General features: G+C 51.8%; 22 protein-coding genes and 1 riboswitch. Of the genes, 15 read left to right on the plus strand and 7 right to left on the minus strand.

The window, feature by feature from the left end; genetic code table 11:
- The 10 genes from ACY2RQ_RS03495 to der all read left to right on the plus strand — a co-directional run.
- The coding region (locus ACY2RQ_RS03495) for a hypothetical protein (RefSeq protein ID WP_490111574.1) at window positions 1–607 on the plus strand (607 nt) is incomplete at its 5' end.
- 176 nt (window positions 608–783) lie between these two features.
- A complete protein-coding gene (gene gpt / locus ACY2RQ_RS03500; RefSeq protein ID WP_490111575.1) occupies window positions 784–1,227 on the plus strand; it encodes a xanthine phosphoribosyltransferase in 444 nt (147 codons plus the stop codon).
- A 276-nt stretch (window positions 1,228–1,503) separates the two neighbouring features.
- On the plus strand, window positions 1,504–1,935 hold the full coding sequence (gene ndk / locus ACY2RQ_RS03505) for a nucleoside-diphosphate kinase (RefSeq protein WP_490111576.1): 432 nt from the start codon (window positions 1,504–1,506) through the stop codon (window positions 1,933–1,935).
- A gap of 59 nt (window positions 1,936–1,994) precedes the next feature.
- Window positions 1,995–3,134 (plus strand): dual-specificity RNA methyltransferase RlmN, encoded by a 1,140-nt coding sequence (rlmN, locus tag ACY2RQ_RS03510; protein WP_490111577.1) that lies wholly within the window; start codon window positions 1,995–1,997, stop codon window positions 3,132–3,134.
- 6 nt (window positions 3,135–3,140) lie between these two features.
- Window positions 3,141–3,926 (plus strand): type IV pilus biogenesis/stability protein PilW, encoded by a 786-nt coding sequence (gene pilW / locus ACY2RQ_RS03515; protein WP_490111578.1) that lies wholly within the window; start codon window positions 3,141–3,143, stop codon window positions 3,924–3,926.
- Window positions 3,919–4,938 (plus strand): RodZ domain-containing protein, encoded by a 1,020-nt coding sequence (locus ACY2RQ_RS03520; RefSeq protein WP_490111579.1) that lies wholly within the window; start codon window positions 3,919–3,921, stop codon window positions 4,936–4,938. The genes pilW and ACY2RQ_RS03520 overlap by 8 nt, the downstream gene beginning before the upstream one ends.
- A gap of 60 nt (window positions 4,939–4,998) precedes the next feature.
- Complete coding sequence (gene hisS / locus ACY2RQ_RS03525) at window positions 4,999–6,273, plus strand: histidine--tRNA ligase (RefSeq protein WP_490111580.1); 1,275 nt, start codon at window positions 4,999–5,001, stop codon at window positions 6,271–6,273.
- Between the two features lie 52 nt (window positions 6,274–6,325).
- A complete protein-coding gene (locus ACY2RQ_RS03530) occupies window positions 6,326–7,006 on the plus strand; it encodes a YfgM family protein (RefSeq protein ID WP_490111581.1) in 681 nt (226 codons plus the stop codon).
- Window positions 7,006–8,169, plus strand: coding sequence for an outer membrane protein assembly factor BamB (gene bamB, locus ACY2RQ_RS03535; protein ID WP_490111861.1), 1,164 nt, complete (start codon window positions 7,006–7,008; stop codon window positions 8,167–8,169). The genes ACY2RQ_RS03530 and bamB overlap by 1 nt, the downstream gene beginning before the upstream one ends.
- 171 nt (window positions 8,170–8,340) lie before the next feature.
- A complete protein-coding gene (gene der, locus ACY2RQ_RS03540; RefSeq protein ID WP_490111582.1) occupies window positions 8,341–9,828 on the plus strand; it encodes a ribosome biogenesis GTPase Der in 1,488 nt (495 codons plus the stop codon).
- A 23-nt stretch (window positions 9,829–9,851) separates the two neighbouring features.
- Here der and ACY2RQ_RS03545 read toward each other — a convergent pair whose 3' ends face one another.
- Together ACY2RQ_RS03545 and xseA are read right to left on the minus strand one after the other, a co-directional pair.
- On the minus strand, window positions 9,852–10,829 hold the full coding sequence (locus tag ACY2RQ_RS03545; protein ID WP_490111583.1) for a hypothetical protein: 978 nt from the start codon (window positions 10,827–10,829) through the stop codon (window positions 9,852–9,854).
- Between the two features lie 71 nt (window positions 10,830–10,900).
- Entirely contained in the window at window positions 10,901–12,292 is a 1,392-nt protein-coding gene (gene xseA, locus ACY2RQ_RS03550) for an exodeoxyribonuclease VII large subunit (protein WP_490111584.1), read from the minus strand.
- A gap of 313 nt (window positions 12,293–12,605) precedes the next feature.
- Between xseA and guaB the strand changes: the two genes are divergently transcribed.
- The 4 genes from guaB (at window position 12,606) to ACY2RQ_RS03570 (ending at window position 18,860) form a co-directional block, all read left to right on the plus strand.
- Window positions 12,606–14,075: an IMP dehydrogenase gene (gene guaB, locus ACY2RQ_RS03555; RefSeq protein WP_490111585.1), complete on the plus strand. Its 1,470-nt coding sequence runs from the start codon at window positions 12,606–12,608 to the stop codon at window positions 14,073–14,075.
- A gap of 134 nt (window positions 14,076–14,209) precedes the next feature.
- Window positions 14,210–15,787 (plus strand): glutamine-hydrolyzing GMP synthase, encoded by a 1,578-nt coding sequence (gene guaA, locus ACY2RQ_RS03560; protein WP_490111586.1) that lies wholly within the window; start codon window positions 14,210–14,212, stop codon window positions 15,785–15,787.
- 491 nt (window positions 15,788–16,278) lie between these two features.
- A riboswitch (Lysine riboswitch) is annotated at window positions 16,279–16,565 on the plus strand.
- 158 nt (window positions 16,566–16,723) lie between these two features.
- Window positions 16,724–18,310: a Na+/H+ antiporter NhaC family protein gene (locus ACY2RQ_RS03565; protein WP_490111587.1), complete on the plus strand. Its 1,587-nt coding sequence runs from the start codon at window positions 16,724–16,726 to the stop codon at window positions 18,308–18,310.
- A gap of 115 nt (window positions 18,311–18,425) precedes the next feature.
- Window positions 18,426–18,860, plus strand: a complete 435-nt coding sequence (locus ACY2RQ_RS03570) for a CesT family type III secretion system chaperone (protein WP_490111588.1) — start codon at window positions 18,426–18,428, stop codon at window positions 18,858–18,860.
- Window positions 18,861–18,876: 16 nt separating this feature from the next.
- Here ACY2RQ_RS03570 and ACY2RQ_RS03575 read toward each other — a convergent pair whose 3' ends face one another.
- The 5 genes from ACY2RQ_RS03575 to ACY2RQ_RS03595 form a co-directional block, all read right to left on the minus strand.
- Complete coding sequence (locus ACY2RQ_RS03575) at window positions 18,877–19,281, minus strand: tetratricopeptide repeat protein (protein ID WP_490111589.1); 405 nt, start codon at window positions 19,279–19,281, stop codon at window positions 18,877–18,879.
- 32 nt (window positions 19,282–19,313) lie between these two features.
- Entirely contained in the window at window positions 19,314–19,562 is a 249-nt protein-coding gene (locus ACY2RQ_RS03580) for an EscF/YscF/HrpA family type III secretion system needle major subunit (protein WP_490111590.1), read from the minus strand.
- Window positions 19,563–19,623: 61 nt separating this feature from the next.
- On the minus strand, window positions 19,624–19,875 hold the full coding sequence (locus ACY2RQ_RS03585; RefSeq protein WP_490111591.1) for an EscE/YscE/SsaE family type III secretion system needle protein co-chaperone: 252 nt from the start codon (window positions 19,873–19,875) through the stop codon (window positions 19,624–19,626).
- Window positions 19,862–21,373, minus strand: a complete 1,512-nt coding sequence (gene sctD / locus ACY2RQ_RS03590) for a type III secretion system inner membrane ring subunit SctD (protein WP_490111592.1) — start codon at window positions 21,371–21,373, stop codon at window positions 19,862–19,864. The genes ACY2RQ_RS03585 and sctD overlap by 14 nt, the downstream gene beginning before the upstream one ends.
- Window positions 21,374–21,540: 167 nt before the next feature.
- Window positions 21,541–23,385, minus strand: a complete 1,845-nt coding sequence (locus ACY2RQ_RS03595; protein WP_490111593.1) for a long-chain-acyl-CoA synthetase — start codon at window positions 23,383–23,385, stop codon at window positions 21,541–21,543.
- Between the two features lie 440 nt (window positions 23,386–23,825).
- Between ACY2RQ_RS03595 and ACY2RQ_RS03600 the strand changes: the two genes are divergently transcribed.
- Window positions 23,826–25,538 carry an AMP-binding protein gene (locus ACY2RQ_RS03600; RefSeq protein WP_490111594.1) on the plus strand — a complete coding sequence of 571 codons (1,713 nt, stop codon included), beginning with the start codon at window positions 23,826–23,828 and terminating at the stop codon, window positions 25,536–25,538.
- Window positions 25,539–25,557 lie beyond the last annotated feature (19 nt).

Below are 25,557 nucleotides of genomic sequence, written 5' to 3' on the forward strand. Positions count from 1 at the left end.
CTTTATAGAAAGTACTGAATTATTTCCCCCCATAGGCGTCTGGGCTGCGGTTCCAAAGAAAGACAAGACCGGGAAAATCGTAGACTACGACAGGGGTAAACTCCTGTGCCCCTATTTTTCTGGCCTTTCATATTGCTGTGCAGATTTGAACAAAGGCCCGTTTCTGGTCGGGGTCGATTTTGCACCCTTTAACTATACCATTATTAACGAGACACACGTCGTGAGAACAGGGCGTGCGCTGATGGGGCAACATGGCTTATATGTATCCCTAGACAAATATGCCTCAGCATGGGATTCCCACTGCAAGTGGGGGCATGAGGCGGTGCTTATCAATGCGCTGGATATAACCGTTGACGTGAGTCTGTCATCCCTGGGTTATCACTATTCACATATTGCTCCAATGGGCGGGAAAACCTGCATAACAAAAGATGAAGCGAGCCCGAATCTTACAGTTTTCTACAGGGACACATATGATTCCAACCAGAAAACAACCGGAAAAATTGCCGGAAAATATTGTTTCCTCCACAGAGACAAACCCCAGGACGTGCCGTTAATGACCTGTTACGGTTCCCTTTCACCGGATGCGCCTCCGGTGAATCAGTTGTAGCCACAGAGTCTCCCCCTGATGTATCTCCTGCACACTCTGCTCTCAGCGTGTCCGCTAATACCTGATACAAAAAAAACCGCCGGGATGGCGGTTTTTTTTATCCAGTAATCAGCATACAGTACTGCGAATTCTAGAATGCGTCGTAAATGTTAATTAATTTCTATCAGGACATCGCCATGGCCGAAGGTGCATACCATCAGGAACTTCATATTTCCTGGGACGAGTTTCACAGGGATTCCAGGGAGCTGTCCGCTCTGCTGAAAGACAGGGAGTGGAAGGGCATGCTGGCAATTACCCGTGGGGGGCTCGGACCGGCGACGGTTTTGTCCCGCGAGCTTGATATCACTCACGTGGATACAGTCTGCATCGCCAGCTACGATCATCAGGATCAGGGCGAGCTGCAGCTGCTGAAAAGTATCAGTCTGGAGGATGGCGGAGAAGGTTGGCTGGTGGTGGACGACCTTGTGGATACTGGTAAAACTATCAGGCTGGTGCGTGAATTTCTGCCCCAGGCCCATGTGGCCACTGTTTTTGCAAAGCCTGCGGGTAAAAAGATGGTTGATACCTTCTTGAAAGAAGTTGAGCAGGACTGCTGGGTATTCTTCCCATGGGAAGAATAAATCCTGGTTGTTTTTTCTGGGATTATTCAAAATATAGTCCTAACAATCCTAATCAAAGTCTTCGGTTTTCCCTTTCCTGGCGTATGCTCGCTAATGGGTATTTGTTCGGTTAGAATCTGCCTCCATGGTGGGCCGGGTTCATGAAGTCCCCGGTGTTGGTTTATTGCACTTTTGTGCCACGTTTGTACCACGAAAGTGTGATAAATCTACGGTAAACCGAATAATAAATATCCAGCCGGAATTCCCGGCAAAGAAGCATAAGTCAGGAGAAAGCAGATGGCGGTAGAACGTACATTGTCCATTATCAAGCCAGACGCTGTTGCCAAAAACATTATTGGCAAGATTTACAGTCGTTTTGAGAGCGCTGGTCTGAAGATTGTTGCTGGCAAGATGCTGCACCTCTCCCAGGAAAAGGCAGAAGGCTTTTACGCTGAACACAAGGGTCGTCCTTTCTTTAACGACCTGGTCGCTTTTATGACTTCCGGACCGGTTGTTGTATCTGTACTGGAAGGCGAGAACGCTGTTGCCCTGCACCGTGAACTGATGGGCGCGACAAATCCCAGGGAAGCGGCGGAAGGTACTATCCGTGCTGATTTCGCGGAAACTATTGATGAAAATGCTGTTCACGGCTCCGATGCTGTTGAGTCAGCGGCCCGGGAAGTGGCTTACTTCTTCGAGGACAGCGAAATCTGTCCGCGTACCCGTTGACAGAGTACCTGAAAGTACTGTCCCGACAGGTATGATGTGATTCCGAGGTGATGAAATCTATGGGTGTTGAAAAAGTCAATCTGTTAGGTCTGACGAAAGAGAAGCTTGCCGCTTTTTTTGAAAAAATCGGTGAGAAGCCTTTCCGTGCCCAGCAGGTTATGAAATGGATTCATCACTTCGGTGTCGATGATTTTGATGCTATGACCAATGTCAGTAAGGCTCTGAGAACAAAACTCAAGGAGATTGCTGAAATCAGGGGACCGGAAGTTGTCTCCTATGATGTTTCCACAGACGGTACTCGCAAATGGGTGGTACGTGTAGCCAGTGGCAGCTGTGTGGAAACTGTATTTATCCCCGATAATGGCCGGGGCACTTTGTGTGTATCTTCCCAGGCCGGATGCTCCCTGGACTGCAGCTTCTGCTCTACGGGCAAGCAGGGCTTTAACTCGGATCTGACAGTCGCTGAAATTATCGGCCAGGTCTGGCTGGCGGTGAAATCTTTTGGTGTTCCCGCATCCAGCGAAGAGCGCTCCGTCACCAACGTGGTGATGATGGGTATGGGTGAACCCTTGCTCAACTTTGAGAATGTGATTGATGCCATGAACCTGATGATGGACGACTTTGCCTATGGTCTGTCCAAGCGTCGGGTAACCCTCAGTACCTCCGGCGTGGTACCTAACCTGCGTCGTATGGTTGGTCTGACCGATGTGTCACTGGCTGTTTCCCTGCACGCTCCCAATGATGCGCTGCGTAATGATCTGGTGCCCATTAACAGAAAATACAACCTGAAGATGCTGCTGGCTGCCATTGATGAATATATGGACAGCCTGCCGGATAACTCCCGGGTGGTCACTATTGAATACACCCTGCTGGCCGGTGTAAACGACCAGCCGGAGCATGCCCTGCAGTTGATACGCCTGCTCAAGGATGTACCCTGCAAGATTAACCTGATACCCTTCAATCCATTCCCTCATTCGGGATATAAACGTCCCAGTAATAATGCGATTCGACGGTTCCAGAGTGCTCTTATGGACGTTGGCTTCAACACCACTGTGCGTAAAACCCGTGGTGATGATATTGATGCGGCCTGTGGCCAGCTGGTGGGTTCGGTTATGGACAAGACTCGCCGGAGCGCCCGCTATGAAGCTCAACGCAATGTGCAGACGGAGGCCGTCAGGTTCATAGACAGAGCTTCCTGACCAATTATGGATAACCGGATACGCTACTCACTGGCTTTACCCCTGATACTGCTGGCACTGCTGACAAGTGGCTGTGTCAGTACACTTCCGGATGAAAACAGAGTGCAGAACCCGGAGGTTTTCGAACAGAGGAACCTCGAGATAGCCTATGGCTTTCTGCAACAGGGACTGCCGGGTCGGGCTATCGCCCGTCTTGATGAAATTCTCAAGGTTAACAGTCGCTCTTCACGCACTTACGCGATGCTGGGCATCGTTTACCAGCGTCAGGGCGAGCTTAAGCTGTCTGAAGAGAGCTTCAAGCATTCCCTGTCTCTCAAGCCCGACGCTTCCGATGTTCGGAACAATTATGGTGTACTGTTGTATGAAATGGGCCGCTATAAAGATGCCTACGATACTTTCATAAAGGTAACCGAAGACGTTTATTACGCCAATCGTGGCGGTACTTTTGAGAACCTTGGCTTTGTGGCTCTGGCCGTTGGTAAGCAGGAAGAGGCACGCAAATATTTCCAGCGGGCACTGCGTCTGCAGCCTGATCTGCCCAAAGCCAGCCTGGAGCTGGCATCAATCTATTTTGATGATGGTAATTATGTGGAAGCGGAACGCTCCTACCAGAACTACCTGAATTTAACCCGTTATAGCCGCCCCGATGCCCGTGGTCTGCTGTTAGGTATTGAATTGGCTAGAATATTCAAGAATCAGGAACGGCTGGATAAGTTTGCTGAACAGCTGGCCCGCTACTATCCGGGCTCCCAGGAATATCGCAAGTACCAGGCAACATTGCGGAATGACTGAAGACATTAATTTTACTCAGACAGAAAATACCGAAGAACACTTCCAAAGGGCTGGTCAGGTTCTTGCCGCAGCAAGGGAAGAAAAAGGTCTGACTGTTGAGCAGGTTTCCGAACGGCTGAAAATTTCCGTTCCCTACCTGCAGGCTATTGAAGTCTGCGAGTACGACAGCCTGCCCGGCACCACTTTTATTCGCGGCTATCTGCGCAGCTATGCCCGGCTGGTTGAGCTGGACGAGCAGAATATACTGGAGCTTTACGGTGAGACCGTTCAGGCCGACGAGCAGGTTGCTCGTCTGCTGCAGGAAAAACCTCTGGATAATCATGGTGCTCCCGGTGGCCGTGGTGTAATTATTTTTGGCTTGGTTTTTTTGGTCAGCTTTGTTGCTGCAAGTGTATTCTGGTGGCAGAACGAACCGGCTGCTCAGCTGACAGCGTCCGCTGTGGCGGCGGAACAACAGGTCGAATCAGTTTCGGCTGCTGTTGCTGAAGAGGTGCGATCCGAGGAGCAGGTTGATCAGATTTCGGCACTTGCTGCAGAGGACGATGGGGTTACAGCAATGTTTCCAGAAGTTCCAGACGTGCCAGAAGTGCCAGAGCTTCCTCAAGTGGCAGAGCAAACAATAGCAGAGGGTTCAGAGCCAGAAGTTGTAGCGGATGAACCCGAAACGGCGATACAGGAAGTTACGAAACCTTCTGTTAAAACAGTTGCGCCTGTTGTTGAGGCAGTAGCTATTAAGTCAGTAGCTATTAAATCAGTAGCTGCCGAGGCAGAAGAGACTCTCAAAATCAGTTTCAGCGCGGATTGCTGGGTTGAGGTGCGGGACGCAGAAAACCATGTGCTGTTCTCTGCGGTAAAGTCCGCAAACAGTGAACTGATGGTGGAAGGGGATGCTCCCCTTAAAATCAAATTCGGCAATGTCAGCGCCGTAGAGTCAGTATTTTTTAACGGCAAGCCGGTAGATATCGAAATACCGGTGTCCGCCAGTGGTGTCGGTCGGCTGACTCTGGGTTAATATTGCCCGGCTAACAGTATTTATCGTCTGTCAGTAGCATCGGAAAGAAGGATAATAACATTGGCGAAACAGCTGCAAGCCATTCGCGGCATGAATGACATTCTCCCTGAACAGACCCCGACCTGGGCCTGGCTGGAGAGCAATGTTCGCCATATTCTGGCTCAGTATGGCTACCGGGAAATGCGGGTGCCGCTTATTGAGTTCACTCATTTGTTTGCCCGCGGCATTGGTGAAAACACTGATGTGGTGGAGAAGGAAATGTACACCTTTGAAGATCGGGGCGGTGACAGCCTGACCCTGCGCCCTGAAGCGACTGCCTGCTGTGTGCGGGCGGGTATCCAGCATGGGTTGTTCCATAACCAGCAGCAGCGTATCTGGACCTCCGGCCCCATGTTCCGTTACGAGCGCCCCCAGAAAGGCCGCTACCGACAGTTTCACCAGGTGAGCGTAGAAACCTTTGGCATGGCTGGCCCGGACATTGACGCAGAACTGATCCTGATGACCTGGCGTCTGTGGAAAAAGCTGGGCCTGGATAAGCATGTGGCCCTGGAGTTGAATACCCTGGGTGACTTTGAGTCCCGCAAGCGTTACCGGGAAGCCCTGGTAGCCTACCTGGAAGAGCGGAAAGGCTCCCTGGACGAAGACAGCCAGCGCCGCATATACAGCAATCCGCTGCGGGTTCTGGACAGCAAGGATAAAGGAACACAGGCAGCCCTGGCAGAGGCTCCGAAGCTCCATGACTATATGGATGAAGAATCTGCAGAGCATTTTTCCCATTTATGCGCCACTCTTGATGACGCTGGCGTGAAATATGTAGTGAACCAGCGCCTGGTGCGGGGGCTGGATTACTACAATCGAACCGTGTTTGAATGGATCACCTGCGCGCTGGGTTCCCAGGGGACGGTCTGTGGTGGCGGTCGCTTCGACGGTCTGGTGGAACAGCTGGGCGGAAAGCCGGTCAAAGCCTGTGGTTTTGCCATGGGAATGGAGCGTCTTGTGCTGCTGCTCGAGACCTGCGGGCTGGTGCCGGAAGAAATTAATACTGCTGTTGACGCTGCCCTCGTGACCTTTGGGGACACAGGCAATTACGGCATGGTGCTGGCGGAGCGTGTTCGTGAAGCCTGCCCGAACCTGCGACTGCAGGTAAGCTGTGGCGGTGGCAGCGTGAAGAACCAGATGAAACGTGCAGACCGCTCCGGAGCCCGTATTGCTCTGGTTGTCGGCGAAGATGAAAAGCGTGACGGCACGGTAACGGTGAAATTCCTGAGGGAGGACCGCCCCCAGGAGACCTGTACCCTTGAGCAGTTTATTGCCCGCAAAGATATGGCTGGTTAGCCGACTGACGGATATTGATAGAAAGCTTATATAAAGAACTTGGGAGTTCAGAGTGGATAGTTTGCGTACCGAAGAGGAACAGGTCGCGACCCTCAAGCAGTTCTGGAAGGATTATGGCTCAGCCATCCTGCTGGGTATTGTGCTTTCACTGGGGTCTGTATACGGCTGGAAAGCCTGGAAAAACCACAACCTGGAGCAGGCGCAGGTCGCCTCCGGCCTGTATCAGGAACTGCTGGATCTCTCCCTGGTCCAGCCCGGCCAGGCGATGACTGATGAGCAGAAGGCGTCTTTTGACAACCTGCTCAAAACTCTGAAGGAAGACCATCGGGACACGGTTTACACCCAGTTTGCGGCCCTGCTGAAGGCTGGTAAGTCCGTAGAGGCGGGTGATCTGGATACCGCCCATGACCAGCTGGAATGGGTGCTGCTGCAGAAGCCGGATGCCAATGTGGCCATTATTGCCCGCCTGCGCATGGCTCGTGTACTGCTTGCCCAGAATGTGGATAAAGCGGAAGAAGCACTGGCTCTGATCAACCAGATTGACCAGCTGGGTGCTTTCAAAGCATCCTATGAGGATGTCAGGGGTGATGTACTGCTGGCTCTGGGACGCAGGGACGAAGCCCGCGACGCTTACCGTCTGGCTGTAGACCTGGGTGCGGAAAACGGTGAACCCCGCCCACTGGTTCAACTTAAACTGGATGATCTGGCCAAGCCCGGAGAAAATAACAAGTGATGCAAAGTCCTGTCGCCCGGAATAAAAGATTTTTTTCTGCTGTTCTGGCTACGGTCCTGATCGGCCTGGCTGGTTGCAGCAGCGATGGAGAAGATGCCGTTGAACCGAAACCCCTTCCTGATTTCAAGGAAGAGGTTTCGGTGAAAGAGGTCTGGAGCCGCAATGTTGGTGATGGTCAGGGAGGAGCCTGGCTACATCTGACCCCAAGCGTTGATGGCGAGCGAATCTTTACTGCCGGTGCGTCAGGCACTGTCACTGCCCTTGACCGCTCCAGCGGTAAAGAAATCTGGTCTTCGGACCTCAAGCGCCGTATCGGCGGTGGTGCGGGTTCCGGTGAGAGCCTGGTTCTTGTTGGTACCCGTGACGGCCATGTTGTGGCTCTGAATGCCGAAGATGGCAAGCAGCTGTGGGAAGCCCCTCTGTCCAGCGAAGTGCTGTCCGCTCCCCAGGTTAGTGATGGTGTTGTGGTTGTGCAGACCATTGATTCCCGCATTACCGGCCTGAAAGCCAGTTCTGGTGAGCGTTTGTGGGTGCAGGAAACCCTGCAGCCCGTCCTGACCCTGCGTGGAACTTCAGTTCCGACTATCAAGTCTGGTGTCGTGTATGCCGGTTTTGCCAATGGTGAAGCCCGGGCCTACCGTCTGGATACCGGAACCCTGCTGTGGGATGCAAAAGTGGCGGTTCCCCGTGGTTCCTCTGAACTGGAGCGTATGGTTGACGTTGATGCGGCTCCGCTGCTGAGCGGCGATGTGCTGTACATGATCAGCTACCAGGGCAATGTCGTTGGTATTGAACCCAGCAGTGGCCGCATCCTGTGGGCCCGTGAAGCCTCCAGCTATGAAAGCCTGACGGAAGGGTTCGGTAACCTTTACCTGAGCAGTGCAGACAGCGTTATCTCGGCCGTAGATCAGCGCACCGGCTCCGTGATCTGGAGCCAGAAAGAGCTGGAACACCGTGGTCTGTCTGGCCCTGCGAGCCTGGGCAGCTATGTATTTTCCGGTGATTTTGAGGGTTACCTGCATATCATCTCCCAGGTGGATGGCCGGATTGTTGGCCGCACGAAGGTGGATTCTTCCGGTATTCGTGCCCGCCCTCTGGTTGTCGACGACATGATTTATGTTTATGCCAACAACGGCGATCTGGCGGCGCTGACACTGAACTAACGCGCTGCTGAATAATTTGAATGGTGATGCAGCCGGTCTGTATCACCTGAGTCAGGGACGGCTGCCGAGAGGTGGCCGTTTGCTGTTTTCTGTCTGCAGGCTTTTCTCGTGTGGCTGACGGCTAATGTGAAAAGCCTGCAGCTCTGATGTGATTTCTGGATCGATAATAGAATGCTTCCTGTCATCGCCCTTGTCGGGCGGCCCAATGTGGGCAAGTCAACACTCTTTAACCGGATGACCCGCAGCCGGGACGCGCTGGTTGCCGACTATTCCGGCCTTACCCGTGATCGCAAATACGGCGAAGGCCGTCTGGATGAAAGAAGTTATATCGTGATTGATACCGGTGGTATCAGTGGTGATGAAGAGGGCATTGATTCCCATATGGCGGAGCAGTCCCTGCTGGCCATTGAAGAGGCTGATGTCGTTCTGTTTCTGGTGGATGCCCGTGCCGGACTGACCGCCGCCGATGAGATGATTGCTGATCACCTGCGCCGGAACAAGAAGAAAGTCTGGCTGGTGATGAACAAGACAGATGCCGTTGATGCCGACAGCGCTGCGGCAGAGTTTTACAGTATAGGCTTGGGTGACCCGTTGCCCATTGCTGCGGCCCACAGCAAGGGAACCCGTCAGCTGGTTGAGCTGGTGATGGAAGACTTCCCTGAAGCTAAAAAAGAAGTGCTTAATGACGAGGAAGCCGGCATCAAGATGGCGGTTGTTGGTCGTCCTAATGTTGGTAAGTCCACACTTGTTAACCGCATGCTGGGTGAAGACCGGGTGGTTGTATACGACCAGGCTGGCACAACCCGGGACAGTATCTACATTCCCTACGAGCGTTTTGAACAGCGTTACACTCTGATTGATACGGCTGGTGTTCGCCGTCGTGGTAAGGTTCATGAAACGGTAGAGAAGTTTTCTGTTATTAAAACCCTCCAGGCAATGGAGGACGCTAATGTCGTTATCCTTGTGCTGGATGCTCGTGAGGGTATTGTTGAGCAAGATCTGCACTTGCTGGGCTTTGTGCTTGATAGTGGGCGCTCACTGGTTATTGCCGTTAACAAATGGGATGGCATGACGTCGGAAGAACGGGAAGATGTTAAGCGTGAGCTTGATCGTCGTTTGAACTTTGTCGGGTTTGCGGATACTCATTTTATCTCCGCCATGCACGGCACCAATGTTGGCCACCTTTATGAATCTGTGGAAGAAGCTTACGACAGTGCTATGGGGCGCTGGACATCTAATCAGCTGACCCGGATTCTGGAAGATGCGGTAGCCAGTCATCAGCCGCCGATGGTTCGTGGTCACAGAATCAAGCTGCGTTATTGCCATATGGGCGGTAATAATCCACCGATGCTGGTTGTGCATGGCAACCAGACCTCTTCTGTACCTGCGTCATATGCCCGCTATCTGGAAAACACTTTCCGTACGGTGCTGAAGTTGAAGGGCACTCCTATGAAAATTGAATTCAAAGGCAGCGAGAACCCTTTTGCGGAGAAGAAAGCTCCCCAAAAAGCCCAGAATGCCAAGCGTCGTCAGTTGGAAAAACGTGACCAGCGGATGAAAAACCGCGATGGAGTGATGCAGGCGAAAAACCCAAAGAAGAAGGTGAAACAGGCTGGACCCAACAAGAACAAGCTGAAAAATAAGGCTCGTACCATTTAACCCATAATTAGATTAACGCTTAATTAGCCTTTAACTTCATCCGTTTGTTCAGGCTGGGGTTCAGGTTGGGGCTTATCAGGCTGGGGTAAATGGTTGTCCTGGCCTGTTGGTTCAGCAGTTGTCTTCTTTTTCTGACGTTTCTTTTTAGCTGGCCGACCTTGTTCGGCCAGTTTTTCTTTGACCAGTTCTATGGTCGTTTTTGAGTGAACAGCTTCCTGATTGACTCGTCGCATACGTTCCCTGGCAAGAATCAGGCTGTTGCGAATATCGTTAATCTTAACCTGTTTCTTAAAGCGGCGCAGATAGCTCCAGCAGACCATGGTTGTTGCGGCGGCAGCCTGTAAAAGGAGTTTGCTGGTGTTCATGGCAGCGGCAGCGGCGTACCAGGGTTTAGCTTCAGGCTGCAGGTTGGCCATCAGTGAATCCGGATAATCGCCAAATGCGAAGTACTCCCGGCTTGAGCCCTGGTGAACCATCCGCAAATTCAAAATGCCATAAATGCCTGACATGCCTCCAGCAATGACGGCCAGTTGCCAGAGGGTGTCCCTGGTTGAGAGAGAGGGCAGGGCAGAACCGTTTTCGCTGAACCATGTAACCAGTCCTGCTGTAATGGCGGACAAATAACTGCGTGGAAGTGTTTGCCTGAAAAAGTCCTGCCACAGGTGATGGAGATCGCCGGGGCTGGTAACTGGTTTGAGAAGAAAGTAGTCGGGACTGGCGGTCATCAGGTTGGCGGAGTGGATAAATTCCAGAGCCAGGTCGATAGCGACGGCGACACCGGCAGAGAGAGCTTTGTTTTGAGCAGTATTATCTTCCTCAAGGAATTCCAGTTGTTGTTCCAGTTTCTGGTATTCAAATTCCAGTGCCTTTGATTGAGCTGAGAGCTCGGTTTCTTCTGTGGCAGAAGCGGTGGCTGATATCAGTATGCTGAAGAAAAGAACGCCGGAAATGCCTGCCCTGCGGGCAGCCTGTCTGAAATAAGAAGTTACTGTTCTGGGCACCGGTCGTTCCTGTGCAATCTGTTCTTATCTGTTGGGCTGGATAGCCTAGTAGAACAGTACAGGTGTGCCAGTTATTCCTGTAATTCTACCCGGCAGATCAGCTGTCCCTTTGCGAGTCTGACTCTGATTTTATCGCCGGGGGAGGCCGTCTGGCTGTCTGTGATCACTTGCCCGGATTCTGCCTGGACAATGGCGTAGCCCCGCTGAAGGGTGGCCAGGGGGCTGTAGGCATCCAGTTCGGCCACCTGGCGGCCCAGTGCGCTTTTCAAACGTTCAAAGGTGGCTGTGATGGCCTGACGCATACGCTGGTCCAGCTGCTGCTGCAGGGTACTCATACGGGCCAGAGTGTTGATGGGGGAGTGTTGACGAAGCTGCTCCCTGCTTTGGCTGAGACGTGACTGCTGTCGATGCAGGTGGTGTTGTATGGCCTGCCGCAGGCGAATATCCAGTTCGTCCAAACGCTGGTTCTGTTCCCGCAGGCGCTCTCCAGGGTGGCGCAGACGCTGGCGCAGGTGGTTCAGATGCTGATGTTGGTGTTGAATCTGGTTGCCCAGCAGGCGGGCCAGCATCTGCCGGTAACCCAGAATAGTATTCTGCAGTTCCTGCTGGTCCGGGCTGAGAATTTCTGCTGCGGCTGAAGGTGTGGGTGCCCGATGATCTGCAACAAAGTCTGCAATAGTGAAATCTACTTCGTGGCCCACAGCACTGATCACGGGCAGAGGACAGGCAGCTATAGCCCGGGCCACCATTTCCTCGTTAAAGGGCCAGAGGTCTTCCAGGGAGCCGCCTCCGCGACCGAGGATAATGGCATCCACTGGGAGGCCTGCTGCCAGTGCGAGGGCGTGAACAATCTGGGGAGCGGCTTCTGCACCTTGAACCAGGGTTGGAACCACAGTGATTTCCATGGTCGGAAAGCGGCGCTGGAACACAGTCAAAATATCCCGAATCGCGGCTCCGGTCGGAGATGTGACCACGGCAATATGGGATGGCATGGTGGGCAGAGGCTGTTTGTACTCAGGAGCAAACAGTCCTTCCCGGGACAGGCGATTCTTTAGCTCTTCAAAGGCTCGCTGCAGAGCACCCGTGCCGGCTTCTTCCATATGCTCGGCAATCAGCTGGTAATCACCTCGCCCTTCGTACAGGCTGACTTTGGCCCGAATCAGTACCTGCTGGCCTTCCTTGGGCTGAAAACGCACCCGACTATTGGCCCCCCGGAACATGGCGCAGCGCACCTGGGCGCTGGCGTCTTTCAGGGTGAAGTACCAGTGGCCGGAGCGGGGGCGGGCAATATTGGAGAGCTCTCCTTCTACCCACACAGAAGGAAAAGAGACCTCCAGAAGGCGTTTGGCCTGACGGTTCAGGTCACTGACGGAAAGCACCCGTTTGTCATTACCGGATGGCTCGCTATAGGTATTCTGTGAACCCTGCGGTCCGTAGCTGGAAGGATTGAAATCGTATGACATGGCAGCTACCGGATGGGCGGTTATCAGCAATTTCTCTGGAGCTGATAAGGAACCGCAGTGTTTCAGGGAATTTGTATAAGGGCTTTTACACGGGCAAACCGTAATATTATCCCTGAAAAAAACAAAAAATATAAGAATTGTGGGAGGCAATAAGGACTTTTATAATTGACTGAATTTACCTCGCTCAGCTGGCTTGTGAGTGCATCCCCGGCACAATCCGGTCGGTTCTGGTGTATGTTTTACCTTGAAAATGGAAGCAAGGTGGAACCTCACTGGTTTTTACACCCAGCTTTTCCTTAACTGGACGGCAAAAATGTTACGTATCGCTCAAGAAGCTCTCACATTCGATGATGTCCTTCTCGTACCCGGCTATTCGGAAGTTCTGCCCAAGTCGGTTTCCCTGAAGACTCAATTGACCCGCGGCATTGAATTAAACATTCCCCTGCTGTCCGCGGCCATGGATACCGTAACCGAAGCACGTCTGGCCATCGCCATGGCCCAGGAAGGTGGTATTGGTATTATCCATAAAAACATGACCCCTGAAGAACAGGCGGCAGAAGTCCGTAAGGTTAAAAAACACGAAAGCGGTATTGTGCGTGATCCTATCACTATCGAAGCCTGTGCCACCATTTGTGAATTGATGGGCCTGCGTCAGCAATACAATATCTCCGGTGTACCTGTTCTGGATAACGGCGAACTGGTGGGCATTATCACCAGCCGTGATGTGCGTTTTGAAACCGACCTGAATAAAAAAGTCACCGATCTGATGACGCCCTGTGATCGTCTGGTCACAGTGCAGGAAGGGACCGACAAAGCTGAAGTTGAGCGTCTGCTGCAGAAGAACCGCATCGAAAAGGTCCTGGTTGTTGATACTGCTGGCGTCCTGAAAGGTATGATGACTGTTAAGGATATTCAGAAGTCTCAGGATTATCCCAGTGCCTGTAAAGATGAATCCGGCAGCCTGCGTGTCGGTGCTGCTGTGGGTACCGGCCCCGAAACCCCTGACCGTGTTGCGGCTCTGGTTGATGCAGGCGTTGACGTAATTATTGTTGATACTGCCCACGGCCACTCCCGGGGTGTTATTGATCGTGTTGCCTGGGTGAAGAAGCATTACCCCCAGGTGCAGGTGATTGGCGGCAATATCGCCACCGCTGAAGCGGCCAGGGCCCTGGCTGAAGCGGGTGCCGATGGTGTGAAGGTTGGTATTGGTCCCGGTTCTATCTGCACCACCCGTATTGTGACGGGTATTGGTGTGCCTCAGATTACCGCTGTGTCCAATGTGGCAGAAGCCCTGAAGGGTACCGGTATTCCTGTTATTGCTGATGGCGGTATTCGTTATTCCGGTGATCTGGCCAAGGCCGTTGTTGCCGGAGCCAATGTGGTTATGATTGGCAGCATGCTGGCGGGTACCGACGAAGCCCCCGGAGAAATTATTCTCTACCAGGGCCGAAGCTACAAGAGCTACCGTGGTATGGGATCCCTGGGTGCCATGGCACAGAGCCAGGGTTCCAGTGATCGTTACTTCCAGGATGCCAATGCCGGGGCTGACAAGCTGGTACCGGAAGGTATTGAGGGCCGTGTTCCCTACAAGGGTGCTTTGAATGCGATAATCCATCAGATGATGGGTGGTCTGAGGGCCTCCATGGGTTATACCGGTTCTGCGGATATCGAAACCATGCGTACCTGTCCGGAGTTTGTCCGGGTGACCAATGCCGGTATGCGTGAGTCCCATGTTCATGATGTTACTATCACCAAGGAAGCGCCCAACTATCGGGCAGGTTGATTGCGGGCTTGCTGATTGTTGTTTTACGGGCGGTTGAATATTGCCACCTATAAATCCTGATTGATGGATGACCCGATAATAATTGACAGCTGCCTTTCACCCGGGCAGCTGTGTTTGCAGGTATCAAAACGCTTATGAGCCAGGATATTCATTCCCAGCGAGTCTTAATTCTTGATTTCGGTTCCCAGTACACCCAGCTGATTGGCCGGCGTGTGCGGGAAATCGGTGTGTACTGTGAAATTCGCGCCTTTGATATGGACGAAGCGTCCATTCGTGATTTTGCTCCCAAAGCAATCATTTTGTCCGGTGGCCCTGAGTCTGTGACCGGTGACGATACGCCCCGGGCTCCGCAGGTTGTGTTTGAGCTGGGTGTGCCTGTTCTGGGTATCTGCTATGGCATGCAAACCATGGCCCAGCAGCTGGGCGGTGAAGTATCCACCTCAGACCTGCGGGAATTCGGTTATGCCCAGGTCAATATCGGTGAAGCCGGCAACCTGCTGGATGGTATTCAGGACCATGTGGCTGAAGGCGGCCAGATGAGCCTGGATGTCTGGATGAGTCATGGTGACAAGGTTTCTGCTTTGCCGGAAGGCTTCAGTCGTCTGGCCTGGACCGAAAGCTGCCCGTTTGCCGGTATGGCAGACGAAGAACGTCGTTTTTATGGTGTGCAGTTCCATCCGGAAGTGACCCACACCCTGCAGGGGGGCCGTATTCTTGAACGTTTTGTCTGTGAGATTGCCGGTTGCGAAAAGCTTTGGACCCCGGCCGGCATTATTGAAGATGCCATTACCCGTGTCCATAAGCAGGTGGGTGACCAGATGGTTCTTCTGGGCCTATCCGGTGGCGTGGATTCCAGTGTGGTAGCCGCGCTGTTACACCGGGCTATTGGTGACAGGCTTGTCTGCGTATTTGTGGATAATGGTCTTCTGCGTAAGAACGAAGGTGACCAGGTGATGTCCATGTTTGCGGAGAATATGGGCGTAAAGGTTATCCGTTCCGATTCCGAAAGCCGTTTCCTGTCCCGTCTTCACGGCGTTGAAGATCCGGAGAAAAAGCGCAAGATAATTGGCAATACCTTTATCGAAGTTTTTGATGAAGAGTCTGCCCGCATGAAGGGGGTGCGCTTCCTGGCCCAGGGCACGATCTATCCTGACGTCATTGAATCTGCCGCCAGTAAAACCGGAAAGGCCCATATGATCAAGTCTCACCACAACGTGGGTGGCCTGCCGGAAGATATGACCATGGAACTGGTTGAGCCTCTGCGTGAACTGTTCAAGGACGAAGTGCGCAAGATCGGCCTGGAGCTGGGGTTGCCCTACGATATGGTTTACCGTCATCCGTTCCCAGGGCCGGGTCTGGGTGTTCGTATTCTGGGTGAGGTGAAAAAAGAGTACGCCGACATTCTGCGGGAAGCGGACGCGATCTTTATTGAAGAATTGCACAAAGCGGATCTGTACCACAAAACCAGCCAGGCTTTTGCGGTGTTCCTGCCGGTTAAGTCTGTGGGTGTTGTAGGCGACGGTCGTCGTTACGAGTATGTGATTGCCCTGCGGGCGGTGGAAACCATTGATTTTATGACAGCCCGCTGGGCTCATCTTCCCTATGAATTTCTGGAGACAGTGTCCAGCCGGGTTATTAATGAAATCAGCCAGGTATCCCGGGTAACGTATGATGTTTCAAGTAAGCCACCGGCCACTATTGAGTGGGAATAATTTCTGAAGTGTTTATTTATTAATTGAAGCATTTCAAAGCTGCTGGGAATTCTTCAGCAGCTTTTTTGGTTTATTTTGTGTTGATAACCGGTTATTGAAGGAGCAATGTTGTAGCTTGGTAGGCTGATATTCTTCGTACGATGGTACTCATAAAGGGACATGAAAATATCGCATTTTCACAACGTTTTGCTATGTTTTTTCAAGTTGTCAGGTATACGAACACTTTTGCTGTTGTGGTAACAGCCTATTAGCCCTGATATTTCATAAATTGCCCCGAAGATCGCGTCGGGCCTTGTTGCTCTAGGGTGTTTGGCGAAGAAGCGCCGTACCGGGGTGTACGGTCGACTGAGTCAAATCTCCTTAGAGCGGCAGGGAACAAGCGAGAGCGGGAGCATGTTTATGAAATATCCGGGTTAGGGTGTGGAATATGCGTGTTTTGTTATTGTGCGCATTGTGAGTGTTATATCGGCTGTGCATAATGATTGCAGGTTTTGAATGGTAGAGGCGCAGGGTTCATCAGTACTTGGCTTTTGAGTGACGTCAATGGAAGCTGGGGGAAGGGAGCTTTGCCGAAGTCTGCAGCAGGTCAAAGCTGTAGGCTGGGGTGCCGTTTAAGAGGCGGCACACTGTCACGGTGTTGCGGTTATCAGGATGCTTTGCGTGTTATTTCATCCAGGTTTCCAGCAGTACATTTGCTATCTGGGCTTGCCTGTTTTCAGGAGCTTTTGTAATCCAGAAGTTTTCAGGAAGCAGGGAACCGTGGAGTGCTACCGAATTTTGAAAAAACCTCCTCCGATTTCTGCGTTGCTGAAGGGTTGTGCGGGTTTATTTCATAGTTTGCGCTCCTGATCACTAATGACCAGTTTGCGACGATGCAGGGAATTACAAGTTTCTGGCAGACCCGTAAAGCTGTACTGAAAAATAGAGATCAGCAGTATGGATTTAATCAGTTTCTCTTTTTCTCCTTTATCACTTCTGGCACCGGTCGTGGCAATAGGTCTGGCGGTGTTGACCCGTAAGACTCTGTTGTCGCTGGGGGTAGGTATCGTTGCTGGCGCATTGCTGCTTACCGGTTTTAATCTGGCTGATACAGCTAAATATCTTTTCAGCGCTCTGACTTCCGTATTCTGGGATGATGGGCTGAATACCGGCAGTGTCTTTATTATCCTGTTTCTGATCTGCCTCGGAATTACCACCAGTTTTATCTCTCTTGCTGGCGGCACCCGGGCGTTTGGTGACTGGGCAAGAAAGCGGGTATCCACCGCGAAAGGTTCTCAGCTGCTGACAGTTCTGATGGGCGTGATCATTTTCATTGATGATTATTTCAACGCCCTGGCGGTTGGTAATATCTGTCGCCCACTGACTGACCGGAACCGGGTTTCCCGGGCTAAGCTGGCTTACCTGATTGACTCAACCGCAGCTCCTGTATGTGTAATTACCCCTGTTTCCAGCTGGGGGGCATACATTATCGCTTTGGTTGGTTCCATTCTGGTGACCCACGGCGTTACGGATGTCAGTGCTTTCTCCGCGTTTGTCTTCATGATCCCCATGAACCTGTACGCTTTCTTCGCTTTGGCCATGGTAATCGCAGTGGCGGCAATGGATCTGAATGTCGGCCCGATGCACACCCACGCGATGATGGCTGACCAGGGTGAACTGTTCGACAGCAGTCGTGGTACACCCATGGGTTCGACTGAAATTGAAGATACCGGCAAGGGTACAGTGGCTGATCTTGTGGTGCCTGTACTGGTGCTGGTGCTAACCACTATTGCTGCGCTTATCGGTACAGGTTTTATGGCTCTGGCAGAAGCGGGAGAGGCTTTCAGTATTCTGGGGGCGTTTGAGAATACCAATGTGGCCAACTCCCTGCTGACTGGTGGAATGATTGGCCTGATCGTCAGCTTTATTATGCTGTCCCGTCAAGAGGTTTCTGGAAGCCGGGTTATGGAGGCTTTCGGTGCCGGCGTGAAGTCCATGATGGGCGCTATCTACATCCTGATTCTGGCCTGGGTGCTGGTGGATGTGATTAGTAACCTGGAAACCGGTAAGTACCTGGCCAGTCTGGTCAGCGGTAATATCAGCACTTCCTGGCTGCCGGCCCTGATGTTCCTGATTGCCGGAGCAATGGCTTTCGCAACAGGTACCAGCTGGGGTACCTTCGGGATTATGCTGCCGATCGCCGGCGATATGGCTGCGGCTACGGAAATTGTCCTGATCATGCCGATGATGAGCGCGGTGCTGGCGGGTGCGGTCTTCGGTGATCACTGCTCACCCATTTCCGATACTACTATTCTTTCCTCTACAGGTGCGTCCTGTCACCATATTGATCATGTGGTGACTCAGCTGCCTTACTGCACAGTAGTGGCCAGTGTCTGCTTCGTTGGTTACCTGGTGATGGGTGCCACCCAGTCCGCAATACTGGGTTTTGCGACCACTGCTGTCCTGTTTGCCGGCGTGCTGGTTGTTTTCCGTAAGCTCTCGGCCATCAACCGGAACAGCCGCCAGGCCCGCACGTTTGCCTGATAACGGATGATCTGACTTTAAACGGGCTGCAGTGAATCCCGCAGCAGCCCGTTTTCATTTGTAGTCCCGGGGCGTTCTGCCGACATCTATCTGTGAATAAGTCAGAGTGCCTGCAATGAATCTGGATGAGCTTCTAACCCGCTTTGCCCGCAATAATGGTATCGAAAAACCTGTTGACGAAAGTGGTCGGTTTAAGATTGCCATGGAAGGTGTGGATGTATTCTGCCTTGAGGAGGCGGGGAATCTTTGCCTGCAGGCTGAACTGGCTCCTATGGCGCAGGAGAGTTCACGGCGACAGGCCGATAACCGGCTGTTGCTAAGCAAAAGCATGGAGTTGATTAAAAGCCGGCGCAGTGTTTTGACCGTTGATAATGATTCTGGCTCTTATCAGCTGTATCAAAGAGTGTCTCTGGCTGAGCTGGCTCCAGAGGAGTTTCAGCGAACACTGGAGGCTTTTGGTGGGTGCTGTCTTTATTATCTGGGGTTGCTGGGGCAGGGAACTTCGGGAGCTGCGCCACCTATGACTGGTGGTAATATGATGATGCCCTGAAAGCCTTCATAAATACTTAGTGAAGGCCGGGGGACGATTTTTTGTTGGCGTGCTGCTGCAGTTCATTGAGAAGGTTGGTGGCCAGTCCTGCTGCCAGCGCGTCATCGCTGTCTACTAACCCCTCCAGGCAGCGTTCACTTTCACTGCTGCGGCCGAGCAGCATCAAGGCCATTCCCATAAATGCCTGAACTGTTGGGTTGTCCGGCTCGATCTTTAACGCTTCTTTCTCAAGAATGTCCAAGGCTTCCTGATTCTTGTTCAGATTCATGCAGTTCAGTGCTTTGCCAATATGGGGCAGGACACTGTCGGGGCGGTTCAGCTCTATGGCACGGAACAAAGAGTTGGCCTGTGGAGAGAAGCCACTGCTGGTTGCCATAAAGCCGATGTCGGCAAGAAGTCTGAGGGTGTCTGCGCTAACCATATCTGGTCGTCCTGATAAGAAGGTTCAATAAATCAGTTTATTTTCTGGATTATGCTCTGACCGGTATCCTTGATGGATTTGATCACACCACTCTCAAGGCTGTAGAGCATGGTCAGTTTATTAATTTCCTGCTGGAACTGGATCAGATCCGCCATGTTACTTGGATCAAGGTTCTCCATTCGGCTCTGAACATTTTTCTCAAACTCTTGCAGCTGATTGCTGAGTTTTTCTGTCGTACGATCAAAACTCAGGTTCTGTGGTGTTGTGGTGTTCTGCGGCATAACCTGCTCCCTGGTATTCCTTTCAAGTTCTCAGCTTAGCTGCTGTGCTTTGGATTCCGTCTCAGTGTTGTTTTTCTGACGCGTGGTGTTTATGCCAGGTCAGTTCAATCACCTTGATGGCATCATCAATGGCAGCTGTCAGAGCCTCTACGCTGGCGAATTGCTCCGGGGAAAGGCCGCTGTTGCGTTTGCGTTTCAGGGCTTCCACATCGCTGGTCAGCTGTTCAATCAGCTGGGTTTTGTATTTGCCGTCTTTGTCGGATACCAGGCGGTCTTCCGTGACTGACAGCGAGACGAATTCATTGTCCGCCATTGGCTCCTCCAATAAAGTATTTGATTCGTTCCTGGCCTAGCTTGAGCGTTAGATATTCCAGATTGATATGTTCAAGTATATATCCGTTTTTCAGCTTCGCCCCTCGCAGGTACTTTTCACCATTATCGAGAATTACGTAAGGGATGCGCCCGAGGCTGATGCTTTTAATTTTCAGGAGAGGCTGCATGGTGGCCAGGTCGGTGGCAGGAAGGACAACATCTATTACCAGCTTGGGGCGATCCTTGTATTTTTCCCGAAAGTCCTGAACCACCTCTTTGAGGTGATAACCCTGAGAAGCGTCGGCAAGGCGGCCTTTAAGCACAATTGTTCCCGGCGTTTCCATCAGCCGAATACGCTGGGCGATGGCTTTTTCCTTCAACATAGTACGTAGAGCTTTGAGGCGGGTGGCCTGGTATTCCACCTGATCGACAATGGAAACCAGTCCATGGACTTCCTGTTTGAGTACATCTCGAATACGGCTGACCTCCTTGGGATTGGCGGCATAGCCACTGAGAACCAGAGAACCGGGGGTGGTATCAAGTTCAATATTCATCTGCTTGAACTCATACTGTTCCAAAACTGTGGCGGCTGTGGCTCTCATTTCATTCATCACCACAGCCTGAAAGTTATAAGGAATATTGGCTTCGTTTAGTGCTGTTAGAAGTTTGTTTTTGACTGTGTTGTCAGCGATATAGCCGGAGATCAGGACGGAGCCATCAGGCAGTTTTTTCAGCTGCAGATCCTGAAGGTTCATTTGGTTTATAGTGGCTTCCGCCTGTTGGGCAGGGGTAATGTTGTCGAGGGCGTTTTGTTCAGGGTCTGTCAGTGTCCACAGCCAGATAAAGCCGGCAATCAGCAAGCACAGGAAGATACCCGCACCGGAGCCGGCAACAATAAAGGGGTGTTTCCGCCCCCAGCCAATAATGTCTATCCCTTCAAAAGAGATATCACCCAGGGCCGCGAGAAGCTTGCTGAAATAAGTGGGGGCTTTGTTCTGGGGATCTGCTTCCTCTGCTACCAGTTCCTTGAGTTCATCTTCTTCGACACGATCATCAATAATGGGAATGTCATCAGTTTCAGGAATGCTGGCTTTTGTTTCGCTGTTAGCGGTGGGTGCCGCTGGTTCCGGTTCCTGCCTGAGGGATGGTGTGGGCGCTGAAACAGGCGGGCCGGCCAGATTTAACTCGGGCCATGCCTGCCCAGCCTGACCGACAGCAAAATAAAGGCTGCCAGCCATAGCGACAGTGTGGGAAGGAAGGGTAAAGCTGGTGGGCTGGGCTTCCCCTGACAGGTAGATGTTCTGCCCCTGGGCCAGATTGGACACTTGTACACCATCCGGGCCGACATTCAGCTCAAAATGGCGTTCAGCCAGAGTGTCATCTGTCAGAACCAGATCGCACTCTTCATGACGCCCGAGAACCCAGGTTCCCGTATCCAGCGCAATTTCGGCCCCAACATGGGGGCCAGACAGAATTTTGAGGGCCCAGGCTTCAGCCATATGTGTTATCCGTAACCTTATGGCGCAGCGTCATGATCCTTCAATCGGCTGCGGGGAGATTTCCCCTAATTAAGAAAAGGTTATGTGAGAGATATGGATATTTCCACTGGTGATAAGCAGTCTGTCAGAAAACCAGCCCTGAAGGCTGGTTCCACTGAAGTTGGGCGCTAGAAGTGAATTTCTCCTTTATTAATTTGTGAGAGAAGGCCGGCTGTCAGTGGCTGGTAGCGATCTTCCTGGGGCTGGAGGGTCAGGACAGGGTCATTGATAAGATTCAGGTCAAAAGCTTCTTTCTTAAGTTCACCCTTCAGGTATTTAAAAGTTGAAGTCACTTTTTGCTCTTCCCGTATGCGCAGAAACAGTGGGATGGCATATCCCGGCAGCTCACCGCGTACGTAAGATGTCAGTTCGGAGAGAGATAACTCAGCAATGGTGCTGTCCAGGGTCAGGGCCGCCATACCGGCGCGGCCATCGCTTCCTGGGATGCTGACGCCATAGACAACAGCATGCTTGATACCGGGAAAGTGGTTAAGAATGGCTTCAATTTCTGCTGTGGCGACGTTTTCCCCCTTCCAGCGGTAGGTATCCCCCAGCCGGTCGGCAAAGGCCACATGTTTCCAACCCTGGTTGATAACCAGATCACCTGTGTTGATATAGCAATCGCCCTTTGTAAATACGCTATGGAGGAGTTTTTTTGCGCTCTCTTCGGCTGAGGTATAGCCATCAAAGGGGCTTCTTTTGGTCACTCTGGATATCAGCAGACCGGTTTCCCCCCTACCCGCTTTAATCATCCTTCCCTTGCTGTCCTGTGAGGGGCAGCTGTTCTCAACATCCCAGTGCACAATGGCATAGGGCAGCGGGCAGAAACCGGTGGTGTAATTCAGGTTGAAAACATTACTGAACACCAGATTGGACTCACTGGCACTGTAGAATTCATTAATATGGTTGATATTGAAGCGTTGTTTGAACTCCATCCAGATATCCGGACGCAGCCCATTACCCAGCATTACCCTGACAGGGTTCACACCATCGCCGGGTTGGGGAGGCTGGTTATAAAGATAACGACAGAGTTCACCTATATAACAGAAGGCTGTGGCCCGGTGAAGGTTGATATCTTTCCAGAATCGGGTAACGCTGAATTTTCTGGCCAATGCCATAGTTGCGCCTGCTCCCATTACGGATGAGAGGGTCAGGGTCAGGGCGTTATTGTGATAAAGGGGCAGTGGGCAGTAAAACACATCAGCTGAAGTCATTCGTAGAGAGGCCGTGCCTATTCCGGCCAGGGCCTTGAACCACCGGTAATGGGTCATGATGGAGGCTTTTGGCATACCGGTTGTGCCGGAGGTGAAAATATAAAAGGCCTTTTGGCTGAGGGTTATATCGCGGGTTGTGGCTGGATTCTCTATGGACTTACTGGCTGTTTCTTCCGGAATACTTCGATAGTCGCTGGGGGCTGTGGCCTGGCTGTTATCGGGTTGAAACCACAGGTTATTGCGCAGGTTATCAGGAAAAGACGAACGGATTTCCGTCAGTGCCGGTTCCAGTTCTTCTCCAACAATAATCAGCTTTGGCTTGGTAATGTTAATGCTGTGGTGCAGAGTATCCCGGCGCTGGCTGGTGTTAATCATGGTGGCGATGGCCCCCAGTTTCACGGTGGCCAGGGCGAATAGCAATAACTCAATGCGATTCTCCAGGAATAATCCAATAGTGTCGTTTTTTCCTATACCCTGGCTCTGCAACAGGTGGGCAATGCGGTTTATCTGCTTATTGGCCTGTTCGTAAGTCAGTTTCTGGGCTTCATCAACAACGAAGCATTTGTCCGGGTGCTTCTTTGCCTGTTGCTCCATCAGCAGGCCAATGGACATTTTTTTTCCGGGAGTCAGGGTGAGCAGCATTACTAACCCTTTCAACATAATGGGAAGTTCCCGGGCAGAGGCGAAAGATGAGCGGATAATGCTGCGGAGGGATACAGCTCTTTGAATGACGGTGCTTTTTATTTTTAGATTTGTCATTGTGTTGGGGGACTCTGTCATGGCATTGCGTCTGTCCGGCAGAGAGAAACATTAACAGTCTGTTATCCGCCACAGGCATGTAGTGGCCAGAGTTGTGTGCAGACTGTCATCGGTTCGCAGGCAATCATAGCGGGTGAAATCAAAATTGCTTTCGTCCTGTTTTGTACCTTATTTTCCGTATATTGCACCAAAAAATACGTACAAACTTAGATATTGAAAGTGTTTGCCGCTATCATGTGCGGGCATTCTGCTGGTCCCACTAGACTGGCAGAGTGTCTGGGGGCAACCATTGACTGCCGGACAGGGGGAAATTGGCATCACAGCCAATTCTGTTCGAGAGCGGTACCCGGGCTCCAATACAGGGCGTATGGCCGGATGACAAAACCGGTACCGTGAAGTGAAGTTGCCACGAAGTTTATAATTAAAAAAGTGATTCGCTTATGGATGCTCAATTCTGGAATGGTAAGCGTGCTCCAGGTGTTCAGGATTCTGTTAATCCTGACGTGTACACTTCTATCCTTGAAGTTTTTGAAGAATCTGTTGGCAAACATAAGGACAACCCAGCTTTCACTGGCATAGGTCATACCCTGACTTACCAGGATGTTGATGAGCTCAGTACAAAGTTTGCCACTTACCTGCAAAATTATACCGACCTGGCTCCAGGTGACCGGATCGCCATTCAGATGCCAAACCTGCTTCAGTTTCCCATTGCCGTTTATGGTGCTCTGAAGGCCGGTCTGGTTATCGTGAACACAAACCCGCTGTACACCGCCCGTGAAATGCACCACCAGTTCAATGACTCCGGAGCAAGAGCCCTTGTGTTCATGGATGTGTTTGGGCACCTGGTGGAAGAAATTATTGCCGATACGCCCGTTGAGCATTTGATTGTTACCAGTATTGCGGACTGTCTGCCCACACCCAAACGTCAGGTCATTAATATGGCCGCCAGATACGTTAAGAAAATGGTGCAACCTTACAATCTGCCTGTAGCGGTGAAGTTTCGTAAGGCTCTGAGCCTTGGTTCCGGTAAAGAGTATGTGCGTCCGGCTTCAGCCAAGTCTGACGATGTGGCTGTTCTGCAGTACACCGGTGGTACGACAGGTGTTGCTAAAGGTGCGATGCTTACCCACCGGAATATTATTGCCAACATGCTGCAGTCGAGTGCCCATCTGTCCCAGAATGATGAGTCCGGCAATCCTATTAATGATCCGGGCAATGAAATCATTGTCGCACCTTTGCCCCTCTACCATATCTATGCGTTTACAGTGCATCTTATGAGCATGGTTGAGCAGGGTAATCACAGTATTTTGATTGCTAACCCCCGTGATACCAGCATGTTTATCAAGATGATTAAGCCCTGGCAATTCACGTCCTTTATCGGTTTGAATACTCTTTTTGTCAGCCTTCTTAATCATCCTGAATTTGAGAAGTGTGATTTCAGCAAGCTCAAGATGACTCTGTCTGGTGGTACGGCTCTCCAGGGGGATACCGGAGTGCGTTGGAATAAATTGACTGGGGCGACCATCTCCGAAGCCTACGGGCTGACAGAATGTTCCCCCGCAGTCACCATTAACCCGGTTGGGGAAATGATTCAGTCAGGTACTGTTGGTCTGCCGGTGCCGGGTACAGCCCTGAAAACTGTAGATAATGAGGGGAATGAAACTCCGATTGGCCAGCCTGGCGAATTGTGCGTAAAAGGCCCTCAGGTGATGAAGGGGTACTGGAAGCGTCCTGATGCCACTTCTGAAATCTTTGATGAGGCTGGTTGGCTGAAAACCGGGGATGTGGCCACAATCGCTGAAGATGGTTTTGTCAGAATTGTTGACCGTATCAAGGACCTGGTACTTGTTTCCGGTTTTAACGTCTATCCCAACGAGATTGAAGATGTTGTGGTAACTCACAAGGATGTTGAGAACTGTGCGGTTATTGGTGTTCCTGATGAGAAGACCGGTGAAGCCGTGAAGCTGTTCGTTATTCCTTCGGACAAGTCCCTGACGGAAGAGGTTATTCGGGAGTATTGTCGGGCCAACCTTACGGCATACAAAGTGCCCAAGCAGGTTGAGTTCCGGGACGAGCTGCCCATGACACCGGTTGGCAAAATCCTTCGTAAAGACCTCCGTGCTGAAGAGCTGGCAAAGCGAAAGGCTGGCTAACTTCTCTGTAGCGTGATTC

It is taken from the genome of Parendozoicomonas sp. 209JJ7-1, assembly GCF_058147085.1.